Annotated in this window: 10 protein-coding genes; 7 read left to right on the top strand and 3 right to left on the bottom strand. The window is 61.6% G+C overall.

Annotated elements, in window-relative coordinates; genetic code table 11:
• Positions 1 to 27: 27 nt before the first annotated feature.
• Entirely contained in the window at positions 28 to 1,257 is a 1,230-nt protein-coding gene (locus tag J2Y41_RS12675; protein ID WP_309928786.1) for a cysteine desulfurase family protein, read from the top strand.
• A gap of 40 nt (positions 1,258 to 1,297) precedes the next feature.
• Here J2Y41_RS12675 and J2Y41_RS12680 read toward each other — a convergent pair whose 3' ends face one another.
• Positions 1,298 to 2,551 carry an FAD-dependent oxidoreductase gene (locus tag J2Y41_RS12680; RefSeq protein ID WP_309928787.1) on the bottom strand — a complete coding sequence of 418 codons (1,254 nt, stop codon included), beginning with the start codon at positions 2,549 to 2,551 and terminating at the stop codon, positions 1,298 to 1,300.
• A 195-nt stretch (positions 2,552 to 2,746) separates the two neighbouring features.
• Here J2Y41_RS12680 and mnmA point away from each other — a divergent pair, with 195 nt between their 5' ends.
• A complete protein-coding gene (gene mnmA, locus J2Y41_RS12685) occupies positions 2,747 to 3,868 on the top strand; it encodes a tRNA 2-thiouridine(34) synthase MnmA (RefSeq protein WP_263422309.1) in 1,122 nt (373 codons plus the stop codon).
• A gap of 103 nt (positions 3,869 to 3,971) precedes the next feature.
• The gene (locus J2Y41_RS12690; RefSeq protein WP_224088110.1) at positions 3,972 to 5,597 is read left to right on the top strand and encodes a hypothetical protein; all 1,626 of its coding nucleotides are present in this window, start codon (positions 3,972 to 3,974) and stop codon (positions 5,595 to 5,597) included.
• Between the two features lie 29 nt (positions 5,598 to 5,626).
• On the opposite strand, the gene J2Y41_RS12695 is transcribed toward J2Y41_RS12690, so the two are convergent.
• Positions 5,627 to 6,454 carry a caspase family protein gene (locus J2Y41_RS12695; protein WP_309928791.1) on the bottom strand — a complete coding sequence of 276 codons (828 nt, stop codon included), beginning with the start codon at positions 6,452 to 6,454 and terminating at the stop codon, positions 5,627 to 5,629.
• Positions 6,455 to 6,773: 319 nt separating this feature from the next.
• On the opposite strand from J2Y41_RS12695, the gene J2Y41_RS12700 reads away from it, so the two are divergent.
• The 4 genes from J2Y41_RS12700 to J2Y41_RS12715 all read left to right on the top strand — a co-directional run bounded on the left by J2Y41_RS12700 (position 6,774) and on the right by J2Y41_RS12715 (position 12,319).
• Positions 6,774 to 8,402, top strand: coding sequence for an ABC transporter substrate-binding protein (locus tag J2Y41_RS12700; RefSeq protein ID WP_224088104.1), 1,629 nt, complete (start codon positions 6,774 to 6,776; stop codon positions 8,400 to 8,402).
• 127 nt (positions 8,403 to 8,529) lie between these two features.
• Positions 8,530 to 9,621, top strand: coding sequence for an ABC transporter permease (locus J2Y41_RS12705; RefSeq protein ID WP_224088102.1), 1,092 nt, complete (start codon positions 8,530 to 8,532; stop codon positions 9,619 to 9,621).
• A 2-nt stretch (positions 9,622 to 9,623) separates the two neighbouring features.
• Positions 9,624 to 10,616 (top strand): ABC transporter permease, encoded by a 993-nt coding sequence (locus J2Y41_RS12710; RefSeq protein ID WP_224088100.1) that lies wholly within the window; start codon positions 9,624 to 9,626, stop codon positions 10,614 to 10,616.
• A complete protein-coding gene (locus tag J2Y41_RS12715; RefSeq protein WP_224088098.1) occupies positions 10,613 to 12,319 on the top strand; it encodes an ABC transporter ATP-binding protein in 1,707 nt (568 codons plus the stop codon). The genes J2Y41_RS12710 and J2Y41_RS12715 overlap by 4 nt, the downstream gene beginning before the upstream one ends.
• 86 nt (positions 12,320 to 12,405) lie before the next feature.
• Here J2Y41_RS12715 and J2Y41_RS12720 read toward each other — a convergent pair whose 3' ends face one another.
• Positions 12,406 to 13,062: an NADPH-dependent F420 reductase gene (locus tag J2Y41_RS12720; RefSeq protein WP_224088096.1), complete on the bottom strand. Its 657-nt coding sequence runs from the start codon at positions 13,060 to 13,062 to the stop codon at positions 12,406 to 12,408.
• Between the last annotated feature and the right edge of the window lie 45 nt (positions 13,063 to 13,107).

Here is a 13,107-nt window from a genome sequence, read left to right on the forward strand (position 1 = left end):
AAATGACGCCGCCGGTAGAATTGCAACGTGCCTGTATACCTCGACCACGCCGCCACCACTCCCATGTCGGCCCAAGCCCTTGCCGTTATGACGCGCGAGCTGGCGCGAACCGGCAACCCGTCCTCCCTCCATGGAGCCGGGCGGCGGGCAAGGCGCGCGGTGGAAGATGCGCGCGAATCGTTGGCGGCGGCCGCTGGAGCCCACCCGTCCGAGGTAATTTTCACGTCGGGTGGGACTGAGGCTGACAACCTGGCCGTCAAGGGCCTTTTCTGGGCCCGACATGACGAAAACCCCCGCCGGACCCGCATCCTGTGTTCCGCCGTCGAACATCATGCGGTCATGGACACTGTGGAGTGGCTTGAGCGTCATGAGGGAGCCGAGGCCGTGTGGTTGCCGGTGGATGCAGAGGGTGCGGTGCAGCTTGATGCCGTGCAGCGTGAACTCCAGCGCGACCCCGACTCTGTCGCGCTTGTCACGGTGATGTGGGCCAATAACGAAGTGGGCACCATTCAGCCCGTCGCAGAAATAGTGGAGCTGGCCAACCGATACGGGATTCCGGTGCACTCGGATGCGGTCCAGGCCTTCGGCTCCATTCCGGTCGATTTCCGGGCTTCCGGGCTCGCTGCAATGTCCGTCTCGGGGCATAAGCTCGGCGGGCCCGTTGGCGTGGGCGCGTTGTTCCTCGGACGGTCCATCAAGTTGACTCCGGTTCAACACGGAGGTGGGCAGGAGCGCGATGTGCGCTCGGGGACTCTGGACACGCCCGCCATTGCTGCCTTCGCGGCGGCTGCGGAGGCCGTAACCGGTAACCTTGCCGCCGAGGGTCAGCGCATCAGCAAGCTGCGCGACCGTCTCATTGCCGGGGTTCGGCAGGCCGTTCCGGACGCTGTGCTCCGTGGGGCGCCAGGGGAAGACCGACTGCCCGGCAACGCCCACTTTACTTTTCCCGGTTGCGAGGGAGATTCGCTCCTGTTCCTTTTGGACCTCGCCGGCGTTGAATCATCTACCGGTTCGGCCTGCACCGCCGGGGTGCCCCGCCCTTCGCACGTCCTCCTGGCCATGGGCCTGGACGAAGACACTGCCCGTGGCGCCCAGCGCTTTACGCTGGGGCACAGCTCTACGGACGCCGACCTCGATGCCCTGCTCAAGGCGCTTCCCGAGGCTTGCGCCCGGGCCCGTCAAGCAGGCATGGCCGGTCATGAATCAAACATCCAGACAGCGGCAACCGTAGCGCGGCGGGGAGCCCCGGCGTCTTAGCCCGGCAATGAGGCCCCCGGCAAAAGCCGGGTCGCGAAAGTCAGTCGCCGGGCAAAAGGTCCTCAAGGGGAACGTCGGGACTCGTGAGATGTGCAATGTTCACCTGCACCCGGCCTGAAATCAGTGCCTTGATCGGCTTCTGTACGCGCCGCATGTTCACGTTCATGCCGGCCACCACTTCGCCCTGCTCCTTCCGGCCATCGCGCATCCAGAACGCGATGAAACTGCCGTCATCGAGCGAGCCGCGAATCACAGGCTCTACGCCGGTGGCCAGCGAGGGGAAACCCGAGTACTCCATGCTGAGGGTGAACTGATCCGTATAGAAATACGGGACAACATCCAAGGCGGCATTTTGGTCCAGCATCGTCTTGGCAGCCACCTTGCCGCCATTAAGTGCGTTCGCCCAATGCTCGCTGCGGTGGTGTTCGCCCGTGAAGGGATGCAGGGCGTTGGCAACGTCACCTGCTGCCAGGATGTCCGGGGCGCTGGTGCGAAGCGCGGAATCCACCAGGACTCCGTTGTCCAGGGTCAGCCCCGCTGTTTCCGCCAACGATGTGTCGGGCACAACCCCCACGGCAATGATGACGATATCTGCGGGCAGGACCTCGCCGGTGTCGGTCCGCACTGCGGTTGCGCGGCCATCCTTCCCTTCGATGCCGGCAGCGCTGGCGGGCAGCCTGAAGCTGACACCGTTCTGTTCATGGAGTGCCCGGAAGTAGTTGCCCAGCTCAGGGCCGATGGCGGCGCTGAGGGGGATTTCCTCCAAGCCAAGCAAGACCACATCATTGCCGTAAGTGCGGGCAGCTGCGGCCAATTCCATGCCGATCCATCCGGAACCGACCATGACCACACGCCTGCCGCCGTCCCGGAGCAGGGACTGCAGGCGCAGGCTGTCCCCGAACGTCCTGAATGTCATGACTCCCTCCAGGTCCGTGCCAGGCAGCGGAATCTGCCGGGGTTGCGCCCCGGTGGCTATCAGCAACTTGGCGTAGTCCAGGCTTCGGCCGTCCTTTAGCGTGACGGTGCGGCTTCCCGCGTCGATGCCCGATGCGGGATTGCCCAACAGCAGTTCGACGTCGTTTTCTTCGTACCAGCCAGCCGGCACCACCGGGACGCTATCCTCGTCGTCCTTGCCCAGAAGGAACTCCTTGGAAAGGGGCGGCCGAAGGTAAGGGATCCGCTCCTCGGATGTCAGGAGGGTCACTGGTCCGGCAAAGCCTTCTGAGCGAAGGGTTTTTGCTGCGGTTGCACCAGCCAGGCCGCCGCCGGCGATGACCATTCGTTCATGCGTCATTTCAGCCCACCTTTGTCTTGGCTCTTCTAAAACAACTTACTTTGACTTTAGATTTCGTCCTATGCCCAGTCAAGGGATTTAGCGCGCACATTGGTGCGGGCGCTAGAATAGTTGGGCGTGCCGGCTCGCCTCAGCCGGAATCACCATTCAAAACCCCCTGAATCACGGAAAGCCAGCATGCGAGTACTTGCAGCAATGAGCGGCGGAGTCGACTCCGCCGTGGCCGCCGCCCGCGCCGTCGAGGCCGGACACGACGTCGTCGGAGTCCACCTTGCGTTGTCTCGCATGCCCGGCACCCTTCGCACCGGAAGCCGGGGATGCTGCACCATTGAAGACTCCCGCGATGCGTGGCGCGCCTGTGATGTCCTGGGGATTCCCTACTACGTGTGGGACTTCTCCGAACGCTTCAAGGAAGATGTCGTCCAGGACTTCATCGACGAATATGCTGCCGGACGCACCCCGAATCCGTGCATGCGTTGCAACGAGCGCATCAAGTTTGCTGCCTTGCTGGAGAAGGCCATTGCCCTGGGCTTTGACGCTGTGTGCACCGGGCACTACGCCAAAGTAATCGAAGACGCCGACGGCAACCGCGAACTGCATCGTGCGGCGGACTGGGCCAAGGACCAAAGCTATGTCCTGGGCGTCCTGACGCACGAGCAGCTTAAGCACTCCATGTTCCCGCTTGCGGACACTCCCTCCAAGGCCGAGGTAAGGGCCGAGGCCGAAAGGCGGGGTTTGTCGGTGGCAAACAAGCCCGATAGCCACGATATCTGCTTCATCTCCGATGGAGATACGCGTGGCTGGCTGGCCGAGAAAATCGAAATGACAACCGGCGACATCGTGGACGAAACCGGCACGAAGGTAGGGGAGCACCCCGGTGCCAACGCCTTCACCGTCGGCCAGCGCCGGGGACTGAAGCTGGGCACGCCGGCCTCCGATGGCAAGCCCCGGTTCGTCCTGGAAATCCGGCCAAAGGAAAACAAGGTTGTCGTGGGGCCGGAAGCGCTCCTTGCCATCGATGAAATCCGCGGAATCAAGGTGTCCTGGGCCGGTTTGCCCATCTCCGAGGTTGAGACCGGTGCGGAATTCGAATGCCACGCCCAGGTGCGGGCGCATGGCGACCCCGTTCCGGCCCGTGCACACGTTGAGCCGGTTGCCGATGAAGAGGGTGTCGAGCGGGCGGAACTCGTGGTCACCCTGACCGAGCCGCTGCGGGGAGTGGCGCCTGGCCAGACCATTGTTCTCTATCAGGGCACCCGGGTACTGGGACAGGCAACCATCGACGCCGCGCGTTCCTTGCAGAGGGCAGTGCTCTAGCCGTTACCGGATTATTGCCTCCGGGTTTGAGGGCCCCCATACTGGCCTAAGCAGCACAACCGCTGCGGTGTGTTGGGGTCCGCATTCGAAGATGGCGATGGCTGTGGCATTTCCAAAGAAGAGCCCGGGAGACATCAAAGCCGGGCAGATGGTCTCCGTAACGGTCCTTGCAGAGGGGCCGATAGGTTTTGGCGGGGCGCCACCGCTGACAGCCCAAGTCCGGATACCCGTCGAGCGGCTCCGGCGTGGCCCCACTGGACACCGCTACGCGATCCACATCCGCAAGTGGCGCGGAACCAATGTGTCGCCCGTTACCCTGACCAGCCAAGGCGACCCCTGGCAACTCGTTTCAGAACCTCCACCCACGGACCTTCGCGAACTCCTGGACGATACCCGCTTCCTCGCCCAGCACGTCTACGGCGTGGCCATGAGCACCCTGGATATCTTCGAATCCACCCTCGGCCGGCGGATGCCCTGGAATCCGGAGGGGCGGGTGGTCCTGAAGGCAAGGGATCGTGTCACAGCTGTCGATACCGGATATGAGCGCGGTACCAACACCATCCGCTTCGGCTCGGTGGACCGCATGGGCTACAAAGTACCCACCGCCCTCTACAGGGACATCGTTGCCCACGAAGTCACCCATGCGATCCTTGACGGCTTCCGGCCGGCATGGGCGGACCAGCTGGCCACCATGGAGCAACTTGCCATGCATGAGGCACTGGCAGACCTGGTGGCCATACTGTCGGTGTTTTCATCGCGTGAGGTGGTCTTCCGGGAACTTGAAGCTGCCGGGGAAGGCTTCGAAGCAGGCCAGGTCGTGGACGACGCGATCCTGATAAGGTCCCTCTTTGACTTTGCAAGGGACCTTTTCGCCCGTGGTCCCCTGAGGGAACCATTTGTTGGCGCCGTTCCTGACGGGTGGCAAACCATGCTGGATCCGCACGCCCGCGGGGCGGTGGTGGTCGGGGCAGTACTCCGGGCCGTCCAGCGGTTGTGGTCGGAAAGAAATGCCCGTTTTGGGGACAACCAAAGCCTGCAGCAGAAAGCCGAATCCGGTTCCATTGTGGCCATGAGGGTTCTGCGAATGGTGATCAGGGGCCTTTCCTACATGCCACCTGTGGACGTCACTTGGCGCGACCTCTTACGTGGCATCATTGCCGCGGACCTGGACATGGTCCCGGAAGACACCTACAGCTACCGCGATGCCCTCCAAGCGGAATTCTCGGCCATCGGGATCCGCCGGGTGTCGCTGAACAACATCAGCGGGGTGGATAACTACCAGGGGCTTCGCTATCCCATCCGGCTCTCGGCCCTGGGGTCAGACCCCCAGGAAGTGCAACGCTTCGTGTGGGAAAACCCGAGGCTCCTGGACGCGGCCCGCCTCGAGCGGCGCACACCACTGAGCTCCACGCGGGTGCGTACGTCCGAACGCGTGTCACCGGACGGCTTCGTCATCTCCGAAATCGGGGCATCATTCATTCAAACAGTGCGGATGAGCCGTAAGGAGGCCTATGTCCGCCTTGGCCTGAAGACACGGCGGGAATTCGTAGATATCCGCGGTGGAGGAGTCCTCAGGTTCGACGCCGGTGGCCGCCTGGTATACGCCGCGCTCAAACCGGTAATGGACAGGGAGCGGCAGGGCATGCTGTTTGGTTCAGATCAACAGCACGACGCCGAGGAAGCCGCATCTTCCGGCGTCAGGAACAAGTTCCACGGCACGGGGGAATAGCTGATGCCCCCTTGGGCGCCAGCCAAGGGTTAGCTGCCCCACGCAGCCTTGCGTGCCGCCGTCGTGCCTTCCAATTGGGCGATTTGATCAAAACCGCCGCCTTTGAGACCCTTGCTCACCAGTTTCAGGACTTCCGCGCGGACTACAGTGCCATTGCCCTGAAGGGACTTCACGAAGTGATAGGTGAAGGCGCCGTTGTAGCGTCCGTCAATGAGGGCGTCCGCAGCCGTCTGGTCCGATCGGCAGGCTGCCATCAGCACGGGCTTGGCCCCTTTTGCAGATTTCACCAGGTCGCGCAGGGTGCGTGTGTCGCTGAACTCGTTCGCGATCACGGCCCGGGGCGTCGGAGCGGGCAGGAAGCGGGGACGCCGGCCTGGCAACAGGTCCAGGGACTTCAGTCCAGTACCGCTGTGGCAGGTGTCCAGCACAACATCCATGAGGACACCGTCCGGCAGCCGCGCGAAGAGCGTCGCCAGCTCATCGTCCGTGATCACTGTGTCCGGGTCCCATGAGTCGCCGGAGTTGTTGATGTCATAGCAGGCGAAGGCCTCGTCCAGCCGGTCGGCTTCATCGCCGCTGACATCGGGTATCTGCGTGCCATGGCTGGAGAAGGTGAAGACGATGTGGTTGGATTTTCCGTCCACCGCGCTATCGACCAGCTTGTTGAGTTCGGCCATTACGGACTTTTTGTTGGCCTTGGCATCCCTCAAGACCTTGATGCTGGAGGATGCGAATCCATACTGCGCCTCAAGGAGGGCGGCCAGGTCTTCAGCGTCATTAACGCAACCGTGAAGCCAGCTCGATTCGGGTAAATACTTGAACTTGTTGATCCCCACGCAGAGGGCTGCCTTGCTCATGTTGCTGTCCTTAGGACTGGTCCTTGCACCCATTACCTCGGCGGCCCCCTGAACCGCCGCCTGGATGCTGTCCACGGCCGCGTTCCGCCTGCCCGTGATCAGCGCTTGTCAACTCGGAATAAAGATATTCCTGCGACCCTCCGGGGGCAATGCTTTGGCGTCCCCGGGCAAACCTACTCGTAGGTAAATATTGTGTCTCGAATCACCAAATCAAGGTCCCCGGGGCGCCGAAGTCTGATTGAATCGTGGAATCAAGAGTGCGCTCCGTCACAAATATCCCACGGCGGTGCGCCTAATCCATCGAACAGAAGGTTCACAGATGGCACTGAAGAAGAAGGCCCTGCATGGCGTTATCGCGCTGGCGGGCGTTTCCGCCCTCGCTTTGACTGCATGCACGGGCCCCTCCGGCGGCGGTTCCTCGTCCGCCCCGGCTGCCGCCGGCCCGATCGCCTACGGCACCACAGACAAAGTCACCGCATTGGACCCGGCAGGATCCTATGACAATGGTTCGTTCATGGTGATGAACCAGATTTACTCGTTCCTGTTGAACTCCAAGCCTGGGGGTGCAGAACCGGTCCCGGACCTTGCGGAGTCGTCCTCATTCACGGCACCGACCGAATACACCGTCAAGCTCAAGTCCGGTCTGAAGTGGGCCAATGGACACACGTTGGATTCCAAAGACGTCAAGTTCTCCTTTGACCGGCAGGTCGCCATCAACGACCCCGCCGGCCCGGCATCCCTGCTGACCAACATCGAGAGTGTGGGCACTCCTGACGCCACCACGGTGGTTTTCAAGCTGAAGAAGGCAAACGACCAGACATTCAGCCAGATCCTTAGCAGTCCTGCGGCGCCCATTGTCGACGACGAAGTTTTCCCCGCGGACAAGATCCTTCCTGACGACGAGATCATCAAGGCCAAGGCCTTCTACGGCCAATACACGATCGATAGCTACAAGAAGAACGAACTTGTCAGCTTCAAGGCCTTCGGCGACTACAAAGGTGTCCTTGGCAAGCCGGCAAACGACGAAGCCACCATCAAGTACTACGCCAGCCCCACCAACCTCAAGCTGGACATCCAGCAGGGCAACATCGACGTCGCCTTCCGCAGCCTCAGTGCCACGGATGTTGATGACCTTCGGAAAGACTCCAAGGTCAAGGTGTTGACGGGACCGGGCGGCGAGATCCGCTACATCACCTTCAACTTCGACACCATGCCGTTCGGCACCAAGGCAGCCGGCGCTGATCCCGCCAAGGCGCTCGCCGTCCGGCAAGCCGTAGCCAATCTCGTGGACCGGCAGGCCATCGCGGACCAGGTCTACAAGGGCACCTACCTCCCGCTGTACTCCAACGTTCCCAGCGGATTCCTTGGCGCCAACGAGTCATTCAAGGACGCCTATGGAGACAACGGAAAGCCGAGCCTGGACAAGGCAAAGAAGGTCTTGGCAGACGCCGGAATCACGGAGCCCGTTGCGTTGAACCTGCAGTACAACCCGGACCACTACGGCGGCTCCTCCGGTGACGAGTACGCCATGATCAAGGAACAACTGGAGAAGTCCGGACTCTTCAAGGTCAACCTGCAGTCCACTGAATGGGTTACCTACAGCAAGGCGAGCCGCGCTGACGAGTACCCTGTGTTCCAGTTTGGCTGGTTCCCCGACTTCAGCGACGCCGATAACTACCTGACCCCGTTCTTCCCGGACGGCGGCTTCCTGAAGAACCACTACAACAACCCCACTGTGAACGACTTGATCGCCAAGCAGCTGACCGAGGCTGACAAGACCAAGCGTGAGGCGGACATCAAAGATGTCCAGAACGCGCTCGCCAAGGACATCTCAACCCTTCCCCTGCTGCAGGGCGCCCAGGTTGCGGTGGCCGGAAGCGGCGTGAACGGCGTCGAGAAGACGCTGGACGCATCCTTCAAGTTCCGCCTCGGAACGATTTCCAAGTAACCACGCCTCTGTGGTGGGAAGGAGGCGGGACGCTGATCCGGTGTCCCGCCTCCTTTGCTGACCACTTTCGTGGCCGGCATGCACGAGCCAATCCCGCGCAATCCGCGGGCAGGAAATACAGGTAACAATGACAACACTTATAGAGGTACCCGAGGCCGAGCCCGGAATAGTAGCTCCAAAAAGCAAGTCCAAGGCCGGGGGAGGCCTCGGAAAATACATCGTGATCCGGTTCTTCCTGATCATCCCCACCGTCTTCATTCTGGTGACGCTGGTCTTCTTCCTGATGCGGGTCATTGGAGATCCCATCACGGCTGCCCAGGGCGGACGCCTCCCGCCGGATGTACTGGCACAGCGAATCCATGATGCCGGCTATGACCGCCCGGTTCTGATCCAGTACTTCGAATACCTCGGCCAACTCATCACAGGAAACTTTGGCACAACGATCACTGATCGTCGTCCCGTCGTGGAGGTACTCACCACCTTCGGTGCCGCAACACTTGAGCTGTCGATCAACGCATTGATCGTGGCGCTCGCAGTTGGTATCCCGTTCGGACTCATCGCAGCCCAACACCGCGACAAGACCTCCGACGCAGTCCTGCGGTTCTTCGCGATTCTCTGCTATGCCACTCCGGTGTTTTTTTCGGGCCTGCTTCTCAAACTGACCTTTTCGGTGTGGCTCGGATGGTTCCCCGTAGCAGGACGCGCCTCCACCCGTACGGAACTGACCATGAGCAGCCTCGGAGCTCCATCAGGCATCTACTGGCTGGACGCGCTCCGCAGCGGCAACTTTGCCGCTCTTGGAGACGTTGCATCCCACGCTGTCCTGCCGGCCGTGGCCCTGGGTTTGCTGACGGCAGGGGTCTTCCTGCGGCTGGTGCGGACAAACGTCATTGGCACGCTGGGAAAGGACTACATTGAGGCTGGCCGGTCCCGTGGCGTTAGCGAGTTCCGGCTGGTTACCAAACACGCTTACAAGCCTGCACTGATCCCCATCATCACTGTCATGGGCCTGCAAATTGCGCTCATGCTCGGCGGCGCCATCCTGACCGAGACAACCTTCGAATGGAAGGGCCTGGGGTACCAACTGGTGCAATACCTGAATGCCCGTGACTTTGTGGCTGTCCAAGGCATTGTGGTGCTGTTGGCCATCATCGTCGCCGTGACCAACTTCATCGTGGACATCATTGCCGCGCTCATCGATCCCCGAGTGAGGTACTGACCATGAGCACTCCTTCACTGACTGCTCCCAAGCAGCCCCTCTTCTCCCGGCTTCCAGTGGTTTCCCACCTCAGGAAAAGCGTTGGCCTCCAACGGGGCATGCTGATAGTGGGCGTTGTCCTCAGCGGGCTGTTCCTGCTGACAAGCATTCTCGCACCGCTTCTGGCCCCTTACGGCTACTCCCAACTCAGCGATGCGTCCGGTTCCTTCCCCACCCAACAGGCACCGGGTGCCAAACACCTGCTTGGCACCACTGTGGGCGGCTATGACGTCCTGTCCCGTGTCCTATGGGGATCCCAGACGGCCGTGACCGTCATCGTCGTGTCCGTGGCAATGTCACTTTTCCTTGGCGTCGCCCTGGGCCTGCTCAGCGGCTACTTCGGCGGCTGGTTGGACCGGATCCTTGTAGTAGTGGCGGACGCCATCTATGCCTTCCCCACCCTGCTTTTGGCAATCGTCATCTCGATCGTCATCAGCCGTGGCCAGTCCAGTTTCTGGGGCGGTATTTTCTCCTGTGCGTTCTCCATCACCGTGGTGTTCGTGCCCCAGTATTTCCGGGTCATCCGCGCCGAAACCATCCGGCTCAAGGCCGAGCCTTTCGTCGAGTCGGCCAAGGTACTGGGTGCATCCAGCCTGCGTATCATCGGACGGCACATCTTCAAGAACGCAACGCGCACCCTGCCCCTGATGTTTACGCTCAATGCCTCCGAAGCGATCCTTACGCTTGCAGGCCTTGGCTTCCTGGGCTTCGGCATCGAGCCAACATCGGCTGCAGAGTGGGGCTTTGACCTGAACAAGGCACTGGCCGATACCTCCTCCGGTATCTGGTGGACCGGTGTTTTCCCTGGCATCGCCATCGTGCTGACCGTCCTGGGCCTGACGCTGGTTGGCGAAAGCATCAACGACCTCAACGATCCCCGGATCCGTGGCCGAAAGCGCGCAGGCACCACGAAAACCCCAGCAACCCCGACAGCTACAGAGGCAGGTAAGCCATGACCACCAACCTCGGAAACATTTCCGACGCCGGGGCCGCCAGTGAACCCGTCCTCACCATTGACCGGCTCAAGGTAACTTTTGCCACCGATAGCGGAGACGTCCATGCGGTGAAGGACGTCAGCCTGGACGTTAAGCCTGGTGAAGTCGTGGCGATCGTGGGGGAGTCCGGTTCCGGCAAGACCGTGACGGCCAAGACCATTCTGGGCTTGCTGCCTGAAACAGCCATCAGCTCCGGTGCCGTGGTGATCAATGGCAACAACGTGATCAGTGTCAGCAAATCCGCGCTTCGAAAGATCCGTGGACGCGACGTCGCCATGGTTTTCCAGGAGCCCTCCACAGCATTGAATCCCGTGTTCACTGTTGGATGGCAGATTGCCGAGGGGATCCGCGCCCACGCCAAGGATGGCCATCGCGTATCTTCCAGGGAAGCGAAGGAACGGGCCACGGAAGCCTTGCGCAAGGTGGGTATTCCGGACCCTGAAACCCGGGTCAACTACTACCCACACCAGTTTTCGGGTGGGCAAAAGCAGCGCGTGGTGATTGCCGCCGCATTGGCACTGAACCCTGGTCTGATTGTGGCCGATGAACCAACGACAGCCCTTGACGTGACAGTACAGGCGGAAATCCTGCAACTGCTCCGTGACTTGCGGGACAACTACGGCACATCAATCGTGTTGATTACCCACAACATGGGGGTAGTGGCCGACCTCGCTGACCGCGTGGTGGTCATGTACCAGGGCGATGTGGTGGAAGAAGCGCCCTCAAGGGTGTTGTTCGCGGAACCAAAGCAGGACTACACGAAAAAGCTCCTCGCGGCGGTCCCGCACCTTGGCCGCAACTCAGCCTCGGAAGGTGCCCGTGGCCGGTTGCATCAGGATGGCAAGGTCCTCGTTGAGGCGAAGAACCTCACCATCGAGTACCCAGGGCGCTTTGGGCGCCATGGCTTCAAAGCTGTGGACAACGTCAGCTTCACTGTCTCCGAGAATGAGGTCTTCGGTTTGGTGGGGGAGTCCGGCTCAGGCAAATCCACCATCGGGCGGGCGATCGCAGGGCTGACAAGGACAACCGGCGGCAGCCTGAAGGTCCTCGGCTACGAAATGCTGGACTTCAAGGAGCGGACCTTCCGTCCGCTGCGGAAGGAGATCGGCTTCGTTTTCCAGGACCCGGCGGCCTCGTTCAACCCCCACCTCACCATCGGTGAGTGCGTCGCTGAGCCGTTGATTATCCACACCAAGCCGAGCGCGGCTGAGGCGCGGAAAAAGGTAGGTGAGCTGCTCGAGTCAGTCCAGTTGCCGGCGTCGTACGCGCAACGCTACCCGCACGAGCTGTCCGGTGGACAGCGGCAGCGCGCCTCTCTGGCGAGGTCGTTGGCGCTCAACCCACGCCTGTTGATTGCCGACGAACCAACCTCGGCGCTGGACGTCTCAGTGCAGGCCAAGGTTCTGGACCTGTTCAAGGACATCCAGGAGCAGTTCGGCTTCGCGGCCCTGTTCATCAGCCATGACCTCGCAGTCGTGGACATGTTGTCGCACTGGGTTGGCGTGCTGTACAAGGGACAGTTGGTGGAGCAGGGCATCGGCAACCATGTGATGGGCTCGCCCCAGCACGACTACACCAAGCGGCTGATCGCCTCCTTGCCGGTTCCGGACCCTGATGAACAAGCACGACGCCGGGAAGCGCACCGCGCGCTGTTGGGCGGCTAACCCGCACGCAGGCTGAACGCAACGAAGGCCCGCCACTGTGAGCAGTTCACTGTGGCGGGCCTTCATTCGTTCTGGGCCTTGGTGCGCTACTCGGACACGATGGCGATGTTGAACATCTTTCCCTTCGGCTGCTGCATGAAGATCCTTAGCCACAAAGGCAGCCACATCTCCATTCCGCGGGCGGCGTCGAGTCCACCGAGGTCCCTGATGTGCTCGGGCGCCCAACCAAACTCCTGCAGCAGGCCTGACACTGTGGACTTGGCATCCGCGTCGTTTCCCGCCATGAACATGTCATGTGGGCCCGGAAGCCGCCCTGGATCCACCATCACGGGGGCGCTGACCGTGTTCAGCGATTTCACTACCCGCACCCCGGGGTAGGTCCGTTGAATGGTCTCGGCGATGCTGTCGGTGTTGCAGACGGTGAGCGAAGGAGGGAAACCGCCTGATCCATCCAGGGCGTTTGCCACATCCAAGAGGATTTTGCCGTTCAGGGTGGTGTCGCCGGCTTCAGCGAGGACGGCCAGGCTCACAGTACCGGGTGTTGCATTCACGATCAGCTCGGACTCTGCGCACGCTTCCGCGAAAGAGCCCGCACGGGCGCGCGGACCAGCTTGCCGGGCCCACTCCTCGCCCTTGGGATTTCCGGATTCACGGGAACCCATGATGACCTCGTGGCCCAAGGACACCAGCTTGCCAGCGAGGGCGTGCCCCACCATTCCAGTTCCCAGGACAGCGATTTTCATGGAATCTCCCTTGGTCGAGTGCAGTGATGCTGCCATTCTGCACCG

Source organism: Arthrobacter sp. 1088 (assembly GCF_031455315.1).
Lineage (GTDB): Bacteria > Actinomycetota > Actinomycetes > Actinomycetales > Micrococcaceae > Arthrobacter.

What these genes read in the sequence shown, in the direction of transcription:
- J2Y41_RS12720 (WP_224088096.1), bottom strand. Translation starts at nt 13,062, where the DNA reads ATGAAAATCGCTGTCCTGGGAACTGGAATGGTGGGGCACGCCCTCGCT.
- J2Y41_RS12680 (WP_309928787.1), bottom strand. Translation starts at nt 2,551, where the DNA reads ATGACGCATGAACGAATGGTCATCGCCGGCGGCGGCCTGGCTGGTGCA.
- J2Y41_RS12715 (WP_224088098.1), top strand. Translation starts at nt 10,613, where the DNA reads ATGACCACCAACCTCGGAAACATTTCCGACGCCGGGGCCGCCAGTGAA.
- mnmA (WP_263422309.1), top strand. Translation starts at nt 2,747, where the DNA reads ATGAGCGGCGGAGTCGACTCCGCCGTGGCCGCCGCCCGCGCCGTCGAG.
- J2Y41_RS12710 (WP_224088100.1), top strand. Translation starts at nt 9,624, where the DNA reads ATGAGCACTCCTTCACTGACTGCTCCCAAGCAGCCCCTCTTCTCCCGG.
- J2Y41_RS12700 (WP_224088104.1), top strand. Translation starts at nt 6,774, where the DNA reads ATGGCACTGAAGAAGAAGGCCCTGCATGGCGTTATCGCGCTGGCGGGC.
- J2Y41_RS12705 (WP_224088102.1), top strand. Translation starts at nt 8,530, where the DNA reads ATGACAACACTTATAGAGGTACCCGAGGCCGAGCCCGGAATAGTAGCT.
- J2Y41_RS12695 (WP_309928791.1), bottom strand. Translation starts at nt 6,454, where the DNA reads ATGAGCAAGGCAGCCCTCTGCGTGGGGATCAACAAGTTCAAGTATTTA.